Origin of the sequence: Pseudomonas veronii, assembly GCF_001439695.1 — a bacterium.
Lineage (GTDB): Bacteria > Pseudomonadota > Gammaproteobacteria > Pseudomonadales > Pseudomonadaceae > Aquipseudomonas > Aquipseudomonas veronii.
This window is the reverse complement of sequence record NZ_JYLL01000017.1, coordinates 83,304-104,058: the sequence shown is the minus strand read 5'-3', so window position 1 is coordinate 104,058 and position 20,755 is coordinate 83,304. Positions and strand designations below refer to the sequence as shown.

The following is a 20,755-nucleotide window of genomic DNA, read 5'->3' as shown; positions in this document are numbered from 1 at the left end:
TGTTCAAGTGAACCAAAACTGGCATGGCACGCTGATCCGCCACCTGCTGCTGTTGATCACCGGCTGCTTGCTGGTAGGCCTGATCAGCGGCCAATACGGCTGGAGCCTGGCCGTCGGCATTGGTCTGTACCTGGGCTGGACCCTCAAGCAATTGCTGCGCCTGCATGAATGGCTGCGCCAACACAAACCCGATGAAGCGCCACCCGACGGCTACGGCCTGTGGGGCGAGGTGTTCGACAGCATCTATCACCTGCAACGCCGCGACCAACGGGTACGCGGGCGCCTGCAAGCGGTGATCGACCGGGTGCAGGAGTCCACCGCCGCGCTGAAAGACGCAGTGATCATGCTCGACAGCGACGGCAACCTCGAATGGTGGAACCGCGCCGCCGAGACCCTGCTGGGCCTCAAGACGCCCCAGGACAGCGGCCAACCGGTGACCAACCTGGTCCGCCACCCGCGCTTCAAGGAATACTTCGAGCAGGAAAACTACGAAGAAGCCCTGGAAATTCCCTCGCCCACCAACGACCGCGTACGCATCCAGCTGTACCTGACGCGCTACGGCAACAACGAACACTTGATGCTGGTGCGCGACGTAACCCGCATCCACCAGTTGGAACAGATGCGCAAGGACTTCGTTGCCAACGTCTCCCACGAGCTGCGCACCCCGTTGACGGTGATCTGCGGCTACCTGGAGACGCTGCTGGACAACGTCGACGAGATCAACCCGCGCTGGAGCCGCGCCCTGCAGCAGATGCAGCAGCAAGGCTCGCGCATGCAAACCCTGCTCAATGACCTGCTGTTGCTGGCCAAGCTGGAGGCGACCGATTACCCGTCGGATAACCACCCGGTGGCGGTGCAAAGCCTGTTGCAGACCATCAAGAACGACGCCCAGGCCCTCTCCGGCCAACGCGGGCAACAGATCACCCTGGAAGCCGACCCGTCGGTACTGCTCAAAGGCAGCGAAGGCGAATTGCGCAGCGCGTTTTCCAACCTGGTGTTCAACGCCGTGAAGTACACACCGGACAAGGGCAATATCCGCATCCGCTGGTGGGCCGACGCCCAGGGCGCGCACCTGAGCGTGCAAGACTCCGGCATCGGCATCGACGCCAAGCACCTGCCGCGCCTGACCGAGCGCTTCTACCGCGTCGACTCCAGCCGCAACTCCAACACCGGCGGCACCGGGCTGGGCCTGGCGATCGTCAAGCACGTGCTGCTGCGCCACCGCGCACGCCTGGAAATCAGCAGTGTGCTCGGCCACGGCAGCACCTTTACCTGCCATTTTCCGCCGCCCCAGGTAACCCGTTCGCGGATGGTCGTGAATGATGAATAGCCCGGACACAATACAACGCTAAATGTGGGAGCAAGCCCCCTCCCACATTTGGAATTGCATTGTTCCAAAGCAGGTATTCCTGGCTCCACCAGGCAGCAACCACTAGGCAAGCGCCGCGCCAGCCGCTACATTGGCCGACTTGTGTCCGCCTTTCAGGCGCTCCTGTCACCCCTATTGAACATACGGAACCCGCAAAACCCCATCATGGACCCTTCCCCAGGTATCACCCTCGCCACACTCTTCGCCGATTTCGGCATGATTCTTTTTGCACTGATCCTGGTACTGCTCAACGCGTTCTTCGTTGCGGCGGAGTTTGCCATGGTCAAACTGCGCTCCACGCGGGTCGAGGCCATCGCCCACACCAACGGTTGGCGCGGGCAGATCCTGCGCACCGTCCACCGCCAGCTCGACGCCTACCTGTCGGCCTGCCAGCTGGGTATCACCCTCGCCTCCCTGGGCCTGGGCTGGGTCGGCGAGCCGGCGTTTGCGCATATCCTCGAGCCGCTGCTGGGCGCCGCTGGCGTCGAGTCGCCGGAAGTGATCAAAGGCGTGTCGTTCTTTTCCGCCTTCTTCCTGATTTCCTACCTGCACATCGTGGTCGGTGAACTGGCGCCCAAGTCCTGGGCCATTCGCAAGCCGGAACTGCTGTCGCTGTGGACGGCCGTGCCGCTGTACCTGTTCTACTGGGCCATGTACCCGGCAATCTACCTGCTCAACGCCAGCGCCAATGCCATCCTGCGGATCGCTGGGCAAGGCGAACCCGGCCCGCACCATGAGCACCAGTACAGCCGCGAAGAACTCAAGCTGATCCTGCACTCCAGCCGTGGCCAGGACCCCAGCGACCAAGGCATGCGCGTCTTGGCCTCGGCCGTGGAAATGGGCGAACTGGAAGTGGTCGACTGGGCCAACTCGCGGGAAGACCTGGTGACCCTGGACTTCAACGCCCCGCTCAAGGAAATCCTCGCGCTGTTCCGTCGCCACAAATTCAGCCGTTACCCGGTGTATGACGCGCAGCGCAACGAGTTTGTCGGCCTGCTGCACATCAAGGACCTGCTGCTGGAACTGGCGAACCTGGACCATCTCCCCGAGTCGTTCAACCTGGCCGAACTGACCCGCCCGCTGGAGCGCGTGTCGCGGCACATGCCGCTGTCGCAGTTGCTGGAGCAGTTCCGCAAAGGCGGCGCGCACTTCGCCCTGGTGGAAGAGGCCGACGGCAAGGTCATCGGCTACCTGACCATGGAAGACGTGCTCGAAGTGCTGGTGGGCGATATCCAGGACGAACACCGCAAGGCCGAGCGCGGCATCCTCGCCTACCAGCCGGGCAAACTGCTGGTACGCGGCGATACGCCGCTGTTCAAGGTGGAACGCCTGCTTGGCGTCGACCTCGACCACATCGAAGCGGAAACCCTGGCCGGGCTGGTCTACGACACCCTCAAGCGGGTGCCGGAAGAGGAAGAAGTTCTCGAGGTTGAAGGCCTGCGGATCATCATCAAGAAGATGAAAGGGCCGAAAATCGTGCTGGCCAAGGTCCTGCTGCTGGACTGACCGTCAATTGCCCAAGGCAAAATTGGGCAATACCCCCACGGGCTGGTTGAACTCATACGGGATCGATACCAGCCCCGCCTCGGTCCGCTGCTGCACCACAAAGTGCAGGTGCGGCCCGCTGCTGTTGCCGGTGTTGCCCGACAACCCCAGCGCACTGCCCACCGCCACCCGCTGCCCCGGCCTGACGCTGACCGACCCTTGCTTGAGGTGCAGGTACACGCCCTGGGTGCCGTCATCGTGCAGCACCCGCACGAAATTCCCTGACGCATCGTTGCCGCGCCCGGCCTGGTCATTCTCGATCTTCACCACCCTGCCGCTGCGCGCCGCAATGATCGGCGTGCCTTCGGGCATGGCAATGTCCATGGCGTAGCGGCTTTTGGCGTCGGTATGGCTGAAGCTGCCGTTGGGGCCTTGGCTCAGGCGAAACGGCCCGCCGCGCCAGGGCAAGGGGTAGCGGTAGGCCTGCTGGGGATAACCGGGCCTTGGCCGGTCGAGCACCGGCCGTTGCACGCGCACGGCCCCCCGCTCCCGGATCACAAACGCCTGGGCGCCGGGGGTTTGCCGGTCGCTGAAAAACACCTCGCCATTGGCGTCGGTGGATTTGTAGAGGGTCATGGCCGGGGTCGACGTGGCAACCGTGGCCAATACGCAGAGCAGCAGTAGGCGAATGAGCATGACGCGAACCTGCCGGGGGGACTGAATGGCAGGCTAGCAAGGCTTGATGACAAGACCGTGTGAGATTTACCCGATACTGAAAACAACGAACTTCACATGTAAGAGCGGGCTTGCTCGCGATTGCGGTAGTTCAGCCAACGAAGATGTTGAATGAAAGACCATCGGGAGCACGCCCCCTTCCACAGAGGACAGGTGGCGTTCTGTGAATCAGGCACCCGGCACAAAATGCTTCTGCGCCGTACCCCGCGCGATCAGCCGCGAGATGTAGTCCAGTTTCTGCGCATCCTGGTCGATAAAGCGGAAAGTCAGTTGCAGCCAGTCGCTGTCGGGCTTGGGCTCGAAGGCGACGACGGCGTGCAGGTAGCCGTTGAGGCGCGCGACTTCGGCGTTGTCGCCTTGCTCAAGGTCGAGCACCGCGCTTTCCAGTACCTGAGGCAGGACCTCACCGCGACGGACCACCAGCAACGCTTCCTTGATGCTCAGGCCCTTGATCACGCATTGCTGGGTGCCGCTGGACAGGCGCAACTGACCCTGCCCGCGACCACTGGCGGGAGCAGCGGCGGCAGCCGCCTTCACAGGCGGGCTGTTGAGCAGGCCTTTGCTCGGTGCAGCCGCCGCGACAGGAGCGACCTTGACCGCTTCGGGCTTGCCACCGGTCAGGGCGCTCAGGGAGTCGTTGCCGAACGCTGAGTTCATCTTGGTCGGTGCGCTGGCGACCAGGGCGTCGAGGCGCCCGACCTTGTGCAGGGCGTGCTTGACCTTGGTCAACAGCTGTTCGTTGGTGAACGGTTTGCTGACGTAGCCGGAAACCCCGGCCTGGATCGCCTGCACCACGTTCTCTTTGTCGCCGCGGCTGGTCACCATCACGAACGGCATGGCTTTGAGCTGCGGTTGCTCACGGCACCAGGTCAACAGCTCCAGGCCGGACATCTCGGGCATTTCCCAGTCGCACAACACCAGATCGAAGGTTTCGCGCATCAGGATGGCCTGGGCCTTTTTGCCGTTCACCGCATCTTCAATCTTGATCCCGGGGAAGTAATTGCGCAGGCACTTCTTCACCAGGTCGCGAATAAACGAGGCGTCATCCACCACCAATACACTGACTTTACTCATCGACCCTTTATCCTATAAAAACGCGGCACGCAGAACGCCTGACTGATGGCATTTTGCCAAAACTCTGTAGTTGTGTTGGGACTTTCTTTCACCCCACGCACAAAAAAATCAGCGCCCACAAACGAAAACGCCCGACCAAAGGCCGGGCGTTAATATCTCGGGCAACCTTACTTATCGTCAGATTCGCCCGGAACATTAGGGATTTGATCGGTAGATCCTTCAACTTCGGCTTTCATGCGCTTGAGGCCCATGTGCCGCACGTCGGTGCCACGCACCAGATAGATCACCAACTCCGAGATATTGCGCGCGTGGTCGCCGATCCGCTCCAGCGAACGCAGCACCCAGATAATGCTCAAGACCCGTGTGATAGAGCGCGGGTCTTCCATCATGTAGGTGGCCAGCTCGCGCAGGGCGGTCTTGTACTCACGGTCGATGATCTTGTCGTACTGGGCCACCGACAACGCCAGTTCGGCGTCGAAACGGGCAAACGCGTCCAGGGCATCGCGCACCATGTTGCGCACCTGGTCACCGATATGCCGCACTTCCACATAACCGCGCGGCGCTTCGCCTTCTTCGCACAGTTGGATGGCGCGGCGGGCGATCTTGGTGGATTCATCGCCGATACGCTCAAGGTCGATCACCGACTTGGAAATACTGATGATCAAGCGCAGGTCGGAAGCCGCCGGCTGGCGACGGGCGAGAATGCGCAGGCATTCTTCGTCGATATTGCGTTCCATCTGGTTGATCTGGTCATCGATCTCGCGCACTTGCTGGGCCAGGCCCGAGTCGGCCTCGATCAGCGCGGTGACCGCATCGTTGACTTGCTTCTCCACCAGCCCGCCCATCGCCAGGAGGTGGCTGCGCACTTCCTCAAGCTCGGCGTTGAACTGCGCGGAGATGTGGTGGGTAAGGCCTTCTTTGCTAATCATGTTGGCGTCCTTGGAGCGTCCGGAAAGGTGCGGAGAACCGCAGCGTCAATGCAATCTGAACCACAGCTTCCTAGCCGTAGCGACCGGTGATGTAGTCTTCGGTCTGTTTCTTCGCCGGATTGGTGAACAGGGTATCGGTATCGCCGAACTCCACCAGCTTGCCCATGTACATGAACGCGGTGTAGTCGGAAACCCGCGCCGCCTGTTGCATGTTGTGAGTCACGATGACGATGGTGAACTTGGACTTGAGCTCGTAGATCAGTTCTTCGACTTTCAACGTCGAGATCGGGTCGAGTGCCGAGCAAGGTTCGTCGAGCAGCAGCACTTCCGGTTCCACGGCGATGGTACGCGCGATCACCAGGCGTTGTTGCTGGCCGCCGGACAGGCCGAGTGCGGAGTCGTGCAGGCGGTCCTTGACCTCGTCCCACAGCGCGGCGCCTTTAAGCGCCCATTCGACCGCTTCGTCGAGGATGCGCTTCTTGTTGATGCCCTGGATGCGCAAGCCGTAGACCACGTTTTCGTAGATGGTCTTGGGGAACGGGTTGGGCTTCTGGAACACCATGCCCACCCGGCGACGCAGCTCGGCCACGTCTTCACCCTTGCGGTAGATGTTGCTGCCGTAGAGGTTGATCGCACCGTCCACGCGGCAACCGTCGACCAGGTCGTTCATGCGGTTGAAGGTGCGCAGCAGCGTGGACTTGCCGCAGCCCGACGGGCCGATGAAGGCGGTCACGCGCTGCTTGGGGATGTTCATGCTGACGTCGAACAGCGCCTGTTTTTCGCCGTAGTACAGGCTCAGGCCCGGCACTTCGATGGCCACGGTTTCCTGGGCCAGGCTCAGGCTCTGCTTGTCACGACCCAGGGCAGACATGTTGATGCCATGGGAATGGGTTTCTTGTTGCATGGGATGCTCCCTGTGCTACCAATTCGTGTTGTTGAACCGCCGGGGGCGGTTTACTCAAATTCTGCGTATATCGTGGTCTAGTGTGGGAGGGGGCTTGCCCCCGATAGCAGTGTGTCAGCCAGCATATGTGTTTCTGATACGCCGCTATCGGGGGCAAGCCCCCTCCCACATTTAGTCCGCGTTTACTTCAATTAACTGTCCAGCGCCTTGTACTTCTCGCGCAGGTGGTTACGGATCCACACCGCCGACAAGTTGAGCGTGGCGATCACCAGCACCAGCAACAGCGCGGTGGCATATACCAGCGGCCTTGCGGCCTCGACGTTGGGGCTCTGGAAACCGACGTCATAAATATGGAAGCCCAGGTGCATGATCTTCTGGTCAAGGTGCAAGTAAGGGTAGTTGCCGTCCAGCGGCAGCGACGGGGCCAGCTTGACCACGCCCACCAGCATCAGCGGCGCTACTTCACCGGCGGCACGGGCCACGGCGAGGATCATGCCGGTCATCATCGCCGGGCTGGCCATCGGCAGCACGATCTTCCACAGCGTTTCCGCCTTGGTCGCGCCGAGTGCCAGCGAGCCTTCGCGCACAGTGCGAGGAATCCGCGCCAGGCCTTCCTCGGTAGCCACGATCACCACCGGCACCGCCAGCAGCGCCAGGGTCAGCGACGCCCACAACAGGCCCGGCGTGCCGAAGGTCGGGGCCGGCAGGGCTTCGGCGAAAAACAGGCGGTCAACCGAGCCACCCAATACATACACGAAGAAGCCCAGGCCGAACACGCCGTAAACGATGGCCGGTACGCCCGCCAGGTTGTTCACGGCAATGCGGATGATCCGCGTCAGGGTGTTCTGCTTGGCGTATTCACGCAGGTACACCGCCGCCAGCACGCCGAACGGGGTCACGATCATCGCCATGATCAGGGTCATCATCACGGTGCCGAAGATGGCCGGGAAGATCCCGCCTTCGGTGTTGGCTTCCCGTGGGTCGTCGCTGAGGAACTCCCAGACCTTGCTGAAGTAGAAGCCGACCTTGGTCATCGTGCCCATGGCGTTCGGCTGATAGGCGTGGACCACTTTGCCGATGCCGATTTCGACTTCCTTGCCGTTCGCATCGCGGGCAGTCAAGGCGTCGCGGTTGAATTGGGCGTGCAGGTCGGCCAGGCGCGCTTCGATGTCCTGGTAACGGGCATTCAGTTCGGCGCGGCCCGAGTCCATGTCGGCCTGGGCGGCGGCGTCGAGCTTGCCTTCCAGTTCCAGCTTGCGACCGTGCAGACGGATACGTTCAAGACCGGCGTTGATCGCGCCGATGTCGGACTTCTCAAGGGTCTTGAGCTGGGTCGCCAGCTTGTTCACGCGGTCGACCCGAGCCTGCAGCTCCGGCCACGCGGCCTGGCCTTCGGCGATGACCTTGCCATCCTGCTTGACGTTGACCAGGGTGCCGTAGAAGTTGCCCCACTCACGGCGCTCGATGGTCATCAATTCCAGCGGTTTGGTCTGGTTCTTCAGCCATTCGCCGACGATCCATGTGAAGTCGTTGCCGTTCAGATCGCGGTTACCGACTTTGATCAACTCGCGGGTCATGAATTCCGGGCCCACGTCGGGCACGGGCAGGCCAGCGCTTTTCAGGCGCTCGCGCGGCACTTCTTCTTTCTGTACCACTTCGCCGATGACGATATGGTTTTCTTGGCCCGGGACATCGTAGTTGGCCTGGATCAGGTCAGCCGGCCAGAAGTGGCCCAAACCACGCACCGCAATCACAGCCAGCAAACCAAGGGTCATGATGACCGCGATGGACACCGCGCCACCGCTGATCCAGACGCCGGGGGCGCCGCTCTTGAACCATCCATTCAGGGAGTTCTGTTTCACAGACTTCTACCTTTCTTAAAGCGACGAGTATTTCTTGCGCAGACGCTGACGAATCAGCTCGGCGAGGGTGTTCATGATGAAGGTGAACAACAGCAGCACCAGCGCCGAGAGGAACAGCACGCGGTAGTGACTGCCGCCCACTTCCGACTCGGGCATTTCCACCGCGACGTTGGCCGCCAGGGTGCGCAGGCCTTCGAACAGGTTCATCTCCATCACCGGGGTGTTACCGGTGGCCATCAGCACGATCATGGTCTCGCCCACGGCGCGCCCCATGCCGATCATCAGCGCCGAGAAAATCCCCGGGCTGGCGGTCAGGATGACCACGCGGGTCATGGTCTGCCACGGCGTGGCGCCCAGGGCCAAAGAGCCCAGGGTCAGGCCGCGCGGCACGCTGAACACGGCGTCTTCGGCGATGGAGTAGATGTTCGGGATCACCGCGAACCCCATCGCCAGGCCGACGACCAGGGCGTTGCGCTGGTCATAGGTGATGCCCAGGTCATGGGAGATCCACATCCGCATGTCGCCGCCGAAGAACCAGGTTTCCAGGTACGGGCTCATGTACAGCGAGAGCCAGCCCACAAACAGGATCACCGGGATCAGGATCGCGCTTTCCCAGCCATCGGGAACCCGCAGGCGAATGGACTCAGGCAGGCGGCTGAAGATAAAACCGGCCACCAGGATGCCAATCGGCACCAGCATCAGCAGGCTGAAAATCCCCGGTAGATGCCCTTCGACATACGGCGCGAGGAACAGGCCGGCGAAGAAGCCGAGGATCACCGTCGGCATCGCTTCCATCAGCTCGATCACCGGCTTGACCTTGCGGCGCAGGCCCGGCGCCATGAAGTACGCGGTGTAGATCGCTGCGGCAACAGCCAGCGGCGCGGCCAGCAACATGGCGTAGAACGCGGCCTTCAGCGTACCGAAGGTCAGCGGCGCGAGGCTCATCTTGGGTTCGAAATCGGTGTTGGCGGCGGTCGATTGCCAGACGTATTTAGGCTCGTCGTAGTTTTCGTACCAGACCTTGCTCCACAGCGCGCTCCACGACACTTCCGGGTGCGGGTTGTCCAGCAGCAACGGTTGCAGCTTGCCGCCGGCTTCGACGATCACACGGTTGGCCCGTGGCGACAGGCCGAACACGCCCTGGCCATCGACCACCGGGTCCACCAGCAGGGTGCGGTGGGCGGTGCTGTGGAACACGCCGAACTTGCCGGAAGCGTCGAGGGCGGTGAAGCCTTTGCGGCGTTCTTCGGCGGTGATTTCAACGATGGGCGCAGTGCCCATCTCGAAGGTGCGGATCTGCTTCAGGCGCTGTTCGCCATCCGGGTCACGGGCCATGAACCACTGGGCCAGGCCGCCCTTGGAGTTACCGACGATCAGCGAGATACCACCCACCAGCTGGGTGCTGGCGGTGATTTCGGCGTCGCCGTCTTCCAGCAGTTTATAGCGACCGTTGAGGCTCTTGTCGCGCAGGCTGAACACATCCGCCAGGGCACGGCCGTTGATCACGTACAGCCATTGCTGGCGTGGGTCGATGAAGATCGCCTTCACCGGCTCGGTCATCTGCGGCAGCTCGATACGCTTCTGCTCGCTGGTGACTTCGCCGGTCATCATGTTTTCTTCACGGCTCAGGGACAGCACGTTCAAGTGCGAACCGGCCGAACCGGCCACCACCAGCGAGGTGTCGGTGACGTTCAGCGCGACATGTTCCAGCGGGCGACCGGCGTCATCCAGCACGATCGGCGTTTCGCCGTAAGGGTATTCGATGGCCGGGCTGATGGTCTTCTTGCCGTCCGGGTAGGACACCTTGTAGGTGTGGCGGAACACCAGGGACTGGCCATTGGACAAACCGAGGATCACCAGCGGGCTGCCCGGCTGGTCTTTACCAATCGACACGACGCTGACGCCGGCCGCCAGCGGCAGGTCGATGCGCTTGAGTTCGGCGCCGGTGCTCACGTCGAAGAACAGCGCCTGGCCTTTGTCGGAAACCCGCATGGCGACTTGGTTCTGTTCTTCCAGCGAGATCATCAACGGCTTGCCCGCGTCTTGTATCCACGCCGGTGTCAGCGCGGCTTCCTTGGTCAACGAGGCGCCCTGGAACAAGGGCGCGACCACGTAGGCCAGGAAGAAGAAGATCAGAGTGATAGCGCCGAGGACGGCGAGGCCGCCGATCAGCACGTACCAACGGGTCAGGCGATCCTTGAGCGCGCGAATGCGGCGCTTGCGTTGCAACTCAGGCGTATTGAAGTCAATACGCTTGGGGGGAGAAGTCGTCGTCATAGTGGAATTGGCCAGATCATTCATGCGCACACCCTAGCGGTCCTGTATGACAGAAAGATGACAATGCAGTGACGCAAGAAATCCGCCGCATGGCAGAGCCGGCAGCGGACTAAAAATTAGGAGTTTCTGTAGGAGCAAGCTTGCTCGCGAAGAGCGTTAACGATAACGCGCCGCTTCTGAATAAACGCGGTGCTCTATCATCTTTCGCGAGCAAGCCCGCTCCTACAGAACGGCCGGTTTTACCCGGCCCAGCAACTTAGTTGCCTTCTTTCAGACCCAGGTCAGCCAGTGCCTTGGCGGCAACTTTGGCTGGCAGTGGGATGTAGCCGTCTTTGACCACAACTTCCTGGCCCTGCTTGGACAGAACCAGCTTCACGAACTCGGCTTCCAGCGGTGCCAGCGGCTTGTTCGGGGCTTTGTTGACGTAAACGTAGAGGAAACGCGACAGCGGGTATTTGCCGTTCAGGGCGTTTTCTTCGCTGTCTTCGATGAAGTCAGTGCTGCCTTTCTTGGCCAGGGCCACGGTCTTCACGCTGGCGGTCTTGTAGCCGATGCCCGAGTAACCGATGCCGTTCAGCGAGGAGCTGATCGACTGCACGACCGAAGCCGAGCCTGGTTGTTCGTTCACGTTAGGCTTGTAGTCGCCTTTGCACAGGGCTTCTTCTTTGAAGTAGCCGTAGGTGCCGGATACCGAGTTACGACCGAACAGTTGCACTGGCTTGTTGGCCAGGTCGCCGGTCACACCCAGGTCGCCCCAGGTTTTGACGTCGGCTTTGGCACCGCACAGGCGAGTCGAGGAGAAGATCGCGTCGACTTGTTCCATGGTCAGGTGCTTGATCGGGTTGTCCTTGTGCACGAACACGGCCAGGGCATCCACGGCAACCGGGATAGCGGTTGGCTTGTAGCCGTACTTCTGCTCGAAGGCCGCCAGTTCGGTGTCCTTCATCTTGCGGCTCATCGGGCCCAGGTTGGAGGTGCCTTCAGTCAGCGCAGGTGGCGCAGTGGCAGAACCAGCAGCTTGAATCTGGATGTTGACGTTCGGGTATTCCTTTTTGTAACCCTCGGCCCACAGGGTCATCAGGTTAGCCAGGGTATCGGAACCGACGCTGGACAAGTTGCCCGACACACCAGTGGTCTTCGTATAAGCCGGAATAGCCGGGTCAACACCAGCGGCCACCGCGTGGGCAGTCGCAACGCCAGCAGCGACAAAAGTCATTGCCGCCATCAAACGCTTCAGTTTCATGCCTTACTCCTAGCAGATAGGGATAGTTGGATCGGGGCCAAGTATTGATAGGCCGTGTGAACACTCTATGTCTGGAATATGACAATTAGATGAAAGGCCAGTATTGGAAAGGAATCAGGCTAGGCGCGAGAAATATGCGGAACAACTGGAGTCTGCGGGGCGGCAACGCTCATGTTGCTTGAATTTAGAAACACTTTGTAATCGTTGCTTCATCAACGCTGCCTGCAGCCTGACCAGCGAACGGCGAGTCCCAGGTTGACAAAACAAAACCAAAGCATAGTCTTGTCAACCTAAGGAGATCGCACATGATCAATGACCGGATTCGCCGCGCAAGGCTATTGCGTGGCATGTCGCTGGAAGCACTGGCGCTCAGTCTCGGCGATATAACCAAGCAAGGCCTGAGCAAATATGAAAAAGGGTTGAGTACCCCGAACTCGCGGCGCCTTCTACAATTGGCAAAGGCGCTGGAGGTGAGCCCTGAGTATTTTTTCCGCCCCCAAGCACTACCACTCGCGCCGCTGGAGTTCCGCAAACTGGCGAAAATGCCCAAATACCGCCAAGTACAGGTTGAGGAACAGATCCGCGAGCATCTAGAGCGGTACATCGCCCTTGAAGAGTGCTTCGATCCGTTGGATATCCAGACTGCCAAAACTCCCGCACAAATGCTGTCGGTGTCCTCAATTGACGACGCTGAACGAGCCGCAGATCAGCTCCGCAAATATTGGGGCATCGGTGAAGATCCTATCGCCCATCTGACTGAGCAATTGGAAGAGCATGGCATCAAGGTAGTAATGCTGGCAGGGCCCGATGATTTCGACGGTGCCTGCGCAGCCACTAATGAGGGCGAACATGTACTGATCGCATTGAATGCCCAGCGGCCAGGTGAGCGTATCCGCTTCACCGCAGCCCATGAATTGGGGCACTGGGTAATGAAACTGCCCGACGATATGCCGGAGCGAGATAAAGAAAACTGCTGTCACCGCTTTGCGGGGGCTTTTCTATATCCAGCTAAAAGCGTCACCGGCGATTTTGGGAGCCATCAACGTTCACGCGTCCACCCCCGTGAACTCTTGATAGCCAAACGCCAATATGGGCTCTCAATGCATGCAGCACTCCGTCGATTGAAGGACCTCAATCTACTGGGGGAAGGTGGTTACAAATCCCTAACCATCCAATTCAGTAGCAACGGTTGGCGCAAGGCGGAACCCGAACCGCTACCTTGCAAGCCGCCCCAGCGTTTCGAATCACTGGTGTTCTGGGGATTGGCGGAGGGCCTTATCACCAAATCAAGAGCGGCAGAGTTACTTCGGCGCCCAATAAAGGCTCTAGACCCTAATTTTTTGGGCTCACTGGAGAGTGCATGAGCCTGATCTATATCAGCGACACCAATATCTGGATTGACTTCAGAAATGCGGGATTGCTGGAGCATATGTTCAGGCTGCCATTCACTCTGTGCTGTACCGATTTCGTGATGCACGAACTTGAGGACTTCCCCCACGATGAACTGCTCGCCCGGGGGCTGGTTGTCGAGGCATTTGACGAAGGCGGTGTGCAGAAGCTCTTAACGCTTAAAGTCGAACACAACAACAGTTCCTTGGCTGACGTTTCCTGCTACTTGCTCGCACAAGCAACCGGAAGACCGCTACTCACTGGAGATGGAAAGCTCCGTCGCCAGGCCATTCGGGACGGACTGCAAGTGCATGGTGCGCTTTGGTTACTCGACCTAATGGTCGAATATCAGGTCATCAATAATGCCGTTGCAGCAACGGCACTAGAAAATATGCTGACCGGGGGCGCGCGCTTACCCGTATCAGAATGCCAAACCAGACTCTCGACTTGGCGCGTGATATAGAAAGTCAGCATGGACATTGGATAACCAATGAAACGACACCCTTCATGACTAAAGCTATCTACCGCCCGCGCTTCCACAGATACCCACCCACCCCCATCCCCATCACGCACAGGACGGCAACGTAGTAGGCCGGGCCCATCGGGCTTTCTTTCATCAGCAGCGACACCGCCAACGGCGTCAGCCCGCCGAACACGGCGTAGGCCACGTTGTAGGAGAACGACAACCCGCTGAAGCGCACCACCGGTGGGAAGGCTTTCACCATCACGTAGGGCACCACGCCGATGGTGCCGACAAACAGGCCGGTCAGGGCGTACAGCGGGAACAGCCAGTCAGGGTGGTCCAGCAGGCTGTGATACAGCGTCCAGGAGGTCGCCAGCAACAGTGCGCAACCGACCACCAGTATGCGGCCGGCACCGAAGCGGTCGGCCAGGGCGCCGGAGGCAATGCAGCCCAGGCTCAGGGTCACGATGGCCAGGCTGTTGGCTTGCAGCGCAACGGTCGGGCTGAAGTGGTAGAGGGTCTGCAGCACGGTCGGGGTCATCAGGATGACGACTACCACGCCGGCCGACAGCAGCCAGGTCAGCAGCATCGACAGCACGATGGCGCCACGGTGGTCGCGCAGCACCGCGCGCAGCGGCAGTTCGGCGGCCAGAGCCTTGCGTTGCTGCATCTCGGCGAAGATCGGCGTTTCATGCAGCCAGCGGCGCAAGTACACCGACAGCAGGCCGAACACACCGCCGAGCAGGAACGGGATACGCCAGGCGTAATCGGAGACCTGCTCCGGGCTGTAGAGCGTGTTGATGGCGGTGGCCACCAGCGAACCCAACAGGATGCCGGCGGTGAGGCCACTGGTCAGGGTGCCGCAGGCGTAGCCGATGTGGCGTGGCGGCACGTGTTCGGAGACGAACACCCAGGCGCCCGGGACTTCGCCGCCGATCGCCGCGCCCTGGATCACGCGCATCAACAGCAACAGGATCGGCGCCCACAGGCCGATCTGCGCGTAGGTCGGCAGCAGGCCCATGATCAGGGTCGGCACGGCCATCATGAAGATGCTCAGGGTGAACATTTTCTTGCGCCCCAGCAGGTCACCGAAGTGCGCCATGATGATGCCGCCCAGGGGCCGCGCCAGGTAACCGGCGGCGAAGATGCCGAAGGTCTGCATCATGCGCAGCCACTCGGGCATGTCGGCGGGGAAGAACAGTTTTCCGACCACGGTGGCGAAAAACACGAAGATGATGAAGTCGTAGAACTCCAGCGCCCCGCCCAAGGCAGACAGCGACAGGGTTTTGTAGTCGTTGCGGGTCAGCGGGCGCGACGGTTGCGCACTGCTTGCGGGCACGGAGGACATGGCAAGGCTTCTCTTATAGTAATCAGCGTAATAAAGACGGCACGCCCTGGACTTGCGGCGGTCTGGCAAGATAGCAAATCGCCGGAAAAAGCACAGCGTCGAACGGTTGATAGCGCAGCGCGGTGAACTATTCACGGCGCAGGGAGTCGGTCAACCAGGGCAGGAGAACAGTTGCCGGAAAAAGCTCCGTTACAGCGTCTATTTACCGACCAAATGAGCGCCGAGAGGTCGTCGCGACGCCAGCGTCTCGATATACTCGGCCCTTGCAAGCGCCAGACCCGCAGTCTTGAGGGGCTGCTGTGCCAAAACGCCGTTGGGTGCCATCCAGCCGGTTTGGCAGAGTTTCCCTTTAGTACGCCTTACGAGAAACACAGCTCGCGTCGTGCGTTGGTGCTGAAATGTTTTTCTACAAGACGGCTATCCATTTGAAACACCCATGAAGCGTCACGGCTCAGAGGCACCCTCGGCATGATCGAACTCGAACAAGAAGATCCCATCCCACAAGGCGATCTCGCCCTGCAAATCACCGCGCTTCCGCGTGAAACCAACGGTTTCGGCGATATCTTCGGCGGCTGGCTGGTCTCGCAGATGGACCTGGCCGGTACGGCCATGGCCAGCAAGGTCGCAGGCGGGCGTGTCGCCACCGTGGCCATTGATCGCATGGCGTTCCTGGTGCCGGTGGCCGTGGGCGCGCAATTGTCCTTCTATACCCAGGCCCTGGAAATCGGCCGCAGCTCGATCCAGATGATGGTCGAAGTGTGGAGCGACGACCCGCTGTCCAGCGAATGGCGCAAGGTCACCGAGGCGGTGTTCGTGTTCGTCGCCATCGATGGCAGCGGCCGCACCCGTTCGGTACCGTCGCGAGCGCGTTAAACCTCGCCGGGTTTTGACGGTCAATTGCCCCATTGCCTGCTATTAAGAGTGCTTTGTTATGCCGACGCCCCACGTTGAATCCGTGAAAATCGACGAGCTGGACTGCTGGCGCATCCGCCACAACGGCGCCGAGCTGATGGTGGCCCAACAGGGCGCGCACCTCTTCAGTTACCAACGCGCAGGCGAACAGCCGCTGATCTGGCCGAACAAGGCAGCCGTCTTCAAGGCTGGCAAAGGCATCCGCACCGGCGTACCGGTGTGCTGGCCGTGGTTCGGCGTGTTCGATCGCAACCCGCACAGCGTGCAGGCCATGCGCCAGAGCGACCAGCCCGCGGGCGCCCACGGTTTCGTGCGTACTGCACTCTGGGAATTGGCCGCCACCGAACTCGAAGGCGACACCCTGCGCGTCGACCTGGTGCTCCCCGTACCCGCGGGCGGCTTCCCCGGCTGGCCGCATCAGGTCGACCTGAAGCTGAGCCTGCGCCTGGACGATCACCTGCACATCGGCCTGACCAGTCATAACCGTGGCACCGACACCGTGACCCTCAGCCAGGCGTTGCACACCTACTTCGCCGTGAGCGATGTGCGCAACGTGCAGGTCGAGGGCCTGGACGGGCTTGCGTATATCGATACCGCCGACGGCTGGGCCACCCGGCAACAGGCTGGGCCGCTGCACTTCGGCGCCGAGACCGACCGCATCTACCTCGACACCCCCGCGCAGTTGCACATCGTCGATAACGACTGGCAGCGGCGCGTCCGGCTCAGCAGCGAAGGCTCCCACTCGACCGTGATCTGGAACCCCTGGACCGAACGTGCCAAAGCCTTCGACGACATGGCCGACGACGGCTGGCAGGGCATGCTGTGCATCGAGACGGCGAATGTGCTGGATGACGTGGTGACGCTGGCGCCGGGCGAAAGCCACACCTTGGGCGTGAGCATCACCAGTAGCGCTTTGTAAACCCAATCAAAATGTGGGAGGGGGTGTTGCTCCCTCCCACATTGGTCGGTGTTGTGGTTTAGAGATCCGACTCCTTCACCGCCCGCACCTTGCCCGCATCCAGCGCATACGCCGCATCGGCCAGGTCGTTATTGACCGTCTCCACCTTCAACGTGCCCGTGACCCACAGCGGCGTGTAGATATCATCCAGCTTCAACCCCTTGGGGTAACGCACCAGCACCAATTGGTTCGGCGGCGGTGGCGGCACGTGGATGCACGCGCCTGGGTACGGCACCAGGAAAAACAGGGTGCTGCGGCCCTTGGCGTCGGTTTCCAAAGGCACCGGGTAACCGCCGATGCGGATGTTCTTGCCGTTCATGGCGGCCACGGTCTTGGTGGAATACATCACCGCCGGCAACCCTTTGCTCTGCTTCAAGCCACCTTTGTCGGTAAAGGTGCCCTGGGCTTCGGGAGAGTTGTGGTCGATTTCCGGCATTTGTTCGAGGGCTTTCTGGTCCGACAGCGGCATCAGGTCGAGCCAGTCGGTTTCCGGCAGTTCGCCAGCATGAGCCAGGCCTGGGCCCAGCAGGAGAAACATCAAGAGGAGACGGCGCATGGAGGAGCTCGACAAGGTAAACAGTGCCGGCATTCTAGCCCTCTGCGCCTGCGCAGCGCAGAGGACTTTGTCGCTCGATTAGTTCTTTTTGATCAGGCCGTAGATCACCAGCAGCACAATGGCACCTACCAATGCGCCGATGAAACCCGCGCCCTGGCCTGCCTGGTAGATACCCAGTGCCTGACCGCCGTAGGTGGCGGCAAGGGAGCCGGCGATACCCAGCAGGATGGTCATGATCCAGCCCATGCTGTCGTCGCCGGGCTTGAGGAAACGCGCCAGCAGGCCGACGATCAGGCCGATAAAGATGGTTCCGATGATACCCATGGCATTTCCCTCTGATTGAATGTGAGTCATGAAAAAGCCTAGCCAGGCTTTATCATCCTGCAATCAGAGAGACGGCGGCCACCAATGGTTCCCGCCGCCCCCGGGATTATTGCTCGGCGATCAACGCTTCGACCTTGAGGATCTGCGCTTGCAGCGTCGCGTGGTCCTGGCAACGCAGGTTGGCGTGGCCGACCTTGCGCCCGGTCTTGAAAGCCTTGCCGTAGTGATGCAGGTGGCAGTCGTCGATGGCGATGACTTTTTCAACCGGCGGGACCACGCCGATGAAGTTGAGCATGGCGCTCTCGCCCACCTTGGCTGTGGAGCCCAGCGGCAAGCCCGCCACCGCGCGCAGGTGGTTCTCGAACTGGCTGCACTCGGCGCCTTCGGTGGTCCAGTGCCCGGAGTTGTGCACACGCGGGGCGATTTCGTTGGCCTTCAGGCCACCGTCGACTTCAAAGAACTCGAACGCCATCACGCCGACATATTCCAGCTGCTTGAGCACACGGCTGGAATAGTCTTCGGCCAGGGCCTGCAACGGATGGTCGGTGCTGGCCACGGACAGTTTGAGAATGCCGTTGTCGTGGGTGTTGTGGACCAACGGGTAGAAGCGGGTCTCGCCATCGCGGGCACGCACGGCGATCAGCGAAACTTCGCCGGTGAACGGCACGAAGCCTTCCAACAGGCAGGCCACGCTGCCCAGTTCGGCGAAGGTGCCGACCACATCGGCGGCGGTGCGCAGGACTTTCTGGCCCTTGCCGTCGTAACCCAGGGTACGGGTTTTCAGCACGGCCGGCAGGCCGATGCTGGCGACGGCGGCGTCCAGGTCCGCCTGGGACTGGATATCGGCGAAGGCCGGGGTCGGAATGCCCAGGTCCTTGAACATGCTCTTCTCGAACCAGCGGTCACGGGCGATGCGCAAGGCTTCGGCGCTCGGGTAGACCGGCACGAACTGCGAGAGGAAGGCCACGGTTTCGGCCGGGACGCTTTCGAACTCGAAGGTCACCAGGTCGACTTCTTCGGCCAGTTGGCGCAGATGGTCCGGGTCGCTGTAGTCAGCGCGCAGGTGTTCACCCAACGCGGCCGCACAGGCATCCGGCGCCGGGTCCAGGAAAGCGAAGTTCATCCCCAGCGGCGTTCCCGCCAGGGCCAGCATGCGACCCAGTTGGCCGCCACCGATTACACCGATTTTCATCGTCAACAACCTCAGGCGATACGTGGGTCTGGATTGTCCAGCACGCTGTCTGTCTGCTCAGCACGGAATTTTTTCAGCATCGCGTGGAACTGCGGGTGCTTGGCGCCCAGGATGCTGGCGGACAGCAAGGCGGCGTTGATTGCGCCGGCCTTGCCGATCGCCAGGGTCGCCACCGGGATACCGGCCGGCATCTGCACGATGGACAACAGCGAATCCACGCCCGAGAGCATCGACGACTGCACCGGCACGCCGAGTACCGGCAGGTGGGTCTTGGCCGCACACATGCCTGGCAGGTGCGCTGCACCGCCGGCACCGGCGATGATCACCTCGATGCCACGGGATTCTGCTTCATCGGCATACTGGAACAGCAAATCCGGGGTGCGGTGGGCAGAGACCACTTTCACTTCATACGGAATGCCGAGTTTTTCCAGCATATCGGCGGTGTGGCTAAGGGTGGACCAATCGGACTTGGAGCCCATGATCACGCCAACCAATGCACTCATCGTCGTGCCTCTTCTCTCTGGGCGCCCGCAGGCGCGTCAAAAAACAACAAGCCACGCGGGAAATCCGGCGTGGCTTGGTGTACGAAATTTGGCCGGTTGGACCGGCCGAAGGCCGCGCAGTATACCGTAATAACGCAGATAAACAGCCCCTGGAATGACCATCTGTCTAGCGGCGCAAACCGGCGGTTTTATTGACTTAAGAGTCAGCGAAAACCCCACAAAACCCCTCCCACAGTTAAGCGGTGCTGGACTCACGTATTCTGCGCGGCTCCACCTTCCAGCTTGCGCCACAACAACCGCACGTTTGCCTTACGCACCAAGGCACAGCGGTACAAACGAATCTCCAACGGCACATGCCACTGCGGACCGCCGCAGACCACCAGCTCACCCCGGGCCAACTCGGCACGCACGCTCAGTTGCGGCACCCAGGCGATGCCCAGGCCTTCCAGGGCCATGCTTTTGAGGCTGTCGGCCATCGCGGTTTCGTAAACCGTGGTGAAGCGCAGGGCACGTTGGCGCAACAGCAGGTTCACCGAACGCCCCAGAAATGCCCCGGCGCTGTAGGCCAGCAGCGGCACACTGCCTTCACCTTCCAGGTCGAACAGTGGCTTGCCCTCGGCATCGGCGGCGCACACCGGGAGCATTTCGGTATTGCCCAGGTGCAGTGACGGGAAGATCTCCGGGTCCATCTGCATTGCCGCGTCGGGGTCGTAGAACGCCAGCATCAAATCGCAGCCGCCTTCGCGCAGGGCATGCACGGCATCACCGACGTTGGTGGCGACCAGCCGGGTGGCAATGTTCAGGCCTTCGTTGCGCAACTGCGCGATCCAGCGCGGGAAGAAGCCCAGCGCCAGGGAGTGGGCCGCCGCCACTTGCATGACTTCGCCCTGCCCGCCTTCCAGATGGTGCAAATGGCGCAGTACTTCACCGAGCTGCTCGACCACCGTGCGCGCGGTCACCAGAAACAACTGCCCCGCCGCCGTCAATTCCACCGGCGTGCGCGAGCGGTTGACCAGGGTCAGGCCCAGCGCGGCTTCGAGGCTGCGGATACGTCGACTGAACGCCGGCTGGGTGACAAAGCGCCGCTCAGCAGCCTGGGAAAAGCTGCGCGTCGCCGCCAGGGCGCTGAAGTCTTCCAGCCATTTGCTCTCAAGGTTCATCAGTTCCTCCCACGGGTATGCACCATTTTGGCACACACGCCCGCCATGATAGCCGGGTCACACGCCTATTAT

The 20,755-nt window shown here is 61.2% G+C and carries 19 protein-coding genes; 6 read left to right on the top strand and 13 right to left on the bottom strand.

Annotated features, from left to right (window positions below; all coding sequences use genetic code 11):
• The first annotated feature begins 7 nt into the window (after positions 1–7).
• Both phoR and TU80_RS20045 read left to right on the top strand, forming a co-directional pair.
• On the top strand, positions 8–1,330 hold the full coding sequence (gene phoR / locus TU80_RS20050) for a phosphate regulon sensor histidine kinase PhoR (RefSeq protein WP_017849996.1): 1,323 nt from the start codon (positions 8–10) through the stop codon (positions 1,328–1,330).
• A 204-nt stretch (positions 1,331–1,534) separates the two neighbouring features.
• Positions 1,535–2,875 (top strand): hemolysin family protein, encoded by a 1,341-nt coding sequence (locus TU80_RS20045; protein ID WP_046381622.1) that lies wholly within the window; start codon positions 1,535–1,537, stop codon positions 2,873–2,875.
• Between the two features lie 3 nt (positions 2,876–2,878).
• Here TU80_RS20045 and TU80_RS20040 read toward each other — a convergent pair whose 3' ends face one another.
• The 7 genes from TU80_RS20040 to TU80_RS20010 all read right to left on the bottom strand — a co-directional run bounded on the left by TU80_RS20040 (position 2,879) and on the right by TU80_RS20010 (position 11,878).
• Positions 2,879–3,550 (bottom strand): M23 family metallopeptidase, encoded by a 672-nt coding sequence (locus tag TU80_RS20040; protein WP_017849998.1) that lies wholly within the window; start codon positions 3,548–3,550, stop codon positions 2,879–2,881.
• 207 nt (positions 3,551–3,757) lie between these two features.
• Positions 3,758–4,663, bottom strand: a complete 906-nt coding sequence (locus tag TU80_RS20035) for a response regulator (protein ID WP_046381620.1) — start codon at positions 4,661–4,663, stop codon at positions 3,758–3,760.
• A gap of 167 nt (positions 4,664–4,830) precedes the next feature.
• Positions 4,831–5,592 (bottom strand): phosphate signaling complex protein PhoU, encoded by a 762-nt coding sequence (phoU, locus tag TU80_RS20030; RefSeq protein WP_017850000.1) that lies wholly within the window; start codon positions 5,590–5,592, stop codon positions 4,831–4,833.
• A 70-nt stretch (positions 5,593–5,662) separates the two neighbouring features.
• Entirely contained in the window at positions 5,663–6,496 is an 834-nt protein-coding gene (gene pstB, locus TU80_RS20025) for a phosphate ABC transporter ATP-binding protein PstB (RefSeq protein ID WP_057005216.1), read from the bottom strand.
• A gap of 191 nt (positions 6,497–6,687) precedes the next feature.
• Positions 6,688–8,358: a phosphate ABC transporter permease PstA gene (gene pstA / locus TU80_RS20020; protein WP_057005215.1), complete on the bottom strand. Its 1,671-nt coding sequence runs from the start codon at positions 8,356–8,358 to the stop codon at positions 6,688–6,690.
• 15 nt (positions 8,359–8,373) lie between these two features.
• A complete protein-coding gene (locus tag TU80_RS20015; RefSeq protein ID WP_169850591.1) occupies positions 8,374–10,407 on the bottom strand; it encodes an ABC transporter permease subunit in 2,034 nt (677 codons plus the stop codon).
• Positions 10,408–10,891: 484 nt separating this feature from the next.
• A complete protein-coding gene (locus TU80_RS20010; RefSeq protein ID WP_017850004.1) occupies positions 10,892–11,878 on the bottom strand; it encodes a phosphate ABC transporter substrate-binding protein PstS in 987 nt (328 codons plus the stop codon).
• Between the two features lie 305 nt (positions 11,879–12,183).
• Between TU80_RS20010 and TU80_RS20005 the strand changes: the two genes are divergently transcribed.
• Both TU80_RS20005 and TU80_RS20000 read left to right on the top strand, forming a co-directional pair.
• The gene (locus tag TU80_RS20005) at positions 12,184–13,242 is read left to right on the top strand and encodes a helix-turn-helix domain-containing protein (RefSeq protein WP_046485942.1); all 1,059 of its coding nucleotides are present in this window, start codon (positions 12,184–12,186) and stop codon (positions 13,240–13,242) included.
• Positions 13,239–13,730: a PIN domain-containing protein gene (locus tag TU80_RS20000; protein ID WP_057005213.1), complete on the top strand. Its 492-nt coding sequence runs from the start codon at positions 13,239–13,241 to the stop codon at positions 13,728–13,730. Before TU80_RS20005 ends, TU80_RS20000 begins: the two co-directional genes overlap by 4 nt.
• Before the next feature lie 58 nt (positions 13,731–13,788).
• Here the strand turns inward: TU80_RS20000 and TU80_RS19995 are convergent, their stop codons facing one another.
• Positions 13,789–15,078 (bottom strand): MFS transporter, encoded by a 1,290-nt coding sequence (locus TU80_RS19995; protein ID WP_017850005.1) that lies wholly within the window; start codon positions 15,076–15,078, stop codon positions 13,789–13,791.
• A 468-nt stretch (positions 15,079–15,546) separates the two neighbouring features.
• Between TU80_RS19995 and TU80_RS19990 the strand changes: the two genes are divergently transcribed.
• Together TU80_RS19990 and TU80_RS19985 are read left to right on the top strand one after the other, a co-directional pair.
• Positions 15,547–15,951, top strand: coding sequence for an acyl-CoA thioesterase (locus TU80_RS19990; protein WP_010566936.1), 405 nt, complete (start codon positions 15,547–15,549; stop codon positions 15,949–15,951).
• A 58-nt stretch (positions 15,952–16,009) separates the two neighbouring features.
• Positions 16,010–16,909, top strand: coding sequence for a D-hexose-6-phosphate mutarotase (locus TU80_RS19985; RefSeq protein WP_046381618.1), 900 nt, complete (start codon positions 16,010–16,012; stop codon positions 16,907–16,909).
• A gap of 58 nt (positions 16,910–16,967) precedes the next feature.
• On the opposite strand, the gene TU80_RS19980 is transcribed toward TU80_RS19985, so the two are convergent.
• The 5 genes from TU80_RS19980 to TU80_RS19960 form a co-directional block, all read right to left on the bottom strand.
• On the bottom strand, positions 16,968–17,504 hold the full coding sequence (locus TU80_RS19980) for a DUF3299 domain-containing protein (RefSeq protein ID WP_046381617.1): 537 nt from the start codon (positions 17,502–17,504) through the stop codon (positions 16,968–16,970).
• A gap of 78 nt (positions 17,505–17,582) precedes the next feature.
• Positions 17,583–17,828, bottom strand: a complete 246-nt coding sequence (locus TU80_RS19975) for a GlsB/YeaQ/YmgE family stress response membrane protein (RefSeq protein ID WP_046381616.1) — start codon at positions 17,826–17,828, stop codon at positions 17,583–17,585.
• A gap of 106 nt (positions 17,829–17,934) precedes the next feature.
• Entirely contained in the window at positions 17,935–19,020 is a 1,086-nt protein-coding gene (locus TU80_RS19970; protein WP_057005212.1) for a 5-(carboxyamino)imidazole ribonucleotide synthase, read from the bottom strand.
• A gap of 11 nt (positions 19,021–19,031) precedes the next feature.
• Positions 19,032–19,523: a 5-(carboxyamino)imidazole ribonucleotide mutase gene (purE, locus tag TU80_RS19965; protein WP_017850010.1), complete on the bottom strand. Its 492-nt coding sequence runs from the start codon at positions 19,521–19,523 to the stop codon at positions 19,032–19,034.
• 251 nt (positions 19,524–19,774) lie between these two features.
• Positions 19,775–20,683, bottom strand: a complete 909-nt coding sequence (locus TU80_RS19960; protein ID WP_017850011.1) for a LysR substrate-binding domain-containing protein — start codon at positions 20,681–20,683, stop codon at positions 19,775–19,777.
• Positions 20,684–20,755 lie beyond the last annotated feature (72 nt).

Bases quoted from the DNA above. Each gene is read 5' to 3' on its own strand.
- TU80_RS20045 (WP_046381622.1), top strand. From the start codon at position 1,535: ATGGACCCTTCCCCAGGTATCACCCTCGCCACACTCTTCGCCGATTTC.
- TU80_RS20040 (WP_017849998.1), bottom strand. From the start codon at position 3,550: ATGCTCATTCGCCTACTGCTGCTCTGCGTATTGGCCACGGTTGCCACG.
- TU80_RS20035 (WP_046381620.1), bottom strand. From the start codon at position 4,663: ATGAGTAAAGTCAGTGTATTGGTGGTGGATGACGCCTCGTTTATTCGC.
- phoU (WP_017850000.1), bottom strand. From the start codon at position 5,592: ATGATTAGCAAAGAAGGCCTTACCCACCACATCTCCGCGCAGTTCAAC.
- pstB (WP_057005216.1), bottom strand. From the start codon at position 6,496: ATGCAACAAGAAACCCATTCCCATGGCATCAACATGTCTGCCCTGGGT.
- TU80_RS20010 (WP_017850004.1), bottom strand. From the start codon at position 11,878: ATGAAACTGAAGCGTTTGATGGCGGCAATGACTTTTGTCGCTGCTGGC.
- TU80_RS20005 (WP_046485942.1), top strand. From the start codon at position 12,184: ATGATCAATGACCGGATTCGCCGCGCAAGGCTATTGCGTGGCATGTCG.
- TU80_RS20000 (WP_057005213.1), top strand. From the start codon at position 13,239: ATGAGCCTGATCTATATCAGCGACACCAATATCTGGATTGACTTCAGA.
- TU80_RS19995 (WP_017850005.1), bottom strand. From the start codon at position 15,078: ATGTCCTCCGTGCCCGCAAGCAGTGCGCAACCGTCGCGCCCGCTGACC.
- TU80_RS19990 (WP_010566936.1), top strand. From the start codon at position 15,547: ATGATCGAACTCGAACAAGAAGATCCCATCCCACAAGGCGATCTCGCC.
- TU80_RS19985 (WP_046381618.1), top strand. From the start codon at position 16,010: ATGCCGACGCCCCACGTTGAATCCGTGAAAATCGACGAGCTGGACTGC.
- TU80_RS19980 (WP_046381617.1), bottom strand. From the start codon at position 17,504: ATGCGCCGTCTCCTCTTGATGTTTCTCCTGCTGGGCCCAGGCCTGGCT.
- TU80_RS19975 (WP_046381616.1), bottom strand. From the start codon at position 17,828: ATGGGTATCATCGGAACCATCTTTATCGGCCTGATCGTCGGCCTGCTG.
- TU80_RS19970 (WP_057005212.1), bottom strand. From the start codon at position 19,020: ATGAAAATCGGTGTAATCGGTGGCGGCCAACTGGGTCGCATGCTGGCC.
- purE (WP_017850010.1), bottom strand. From the start codon at position 19,523: ATGAGTGCATTGGTTGGCGTGATCATGGGCTCCAAGTCCGATTGGTCC.
- TU80_RS19960 (WP_017850011.1), bottom strand. From the start codon at position 20,683: ATGAACCTTGAGAGCAAATGGCTGGAAGACTTCAGCGCCCTGGCGGCG.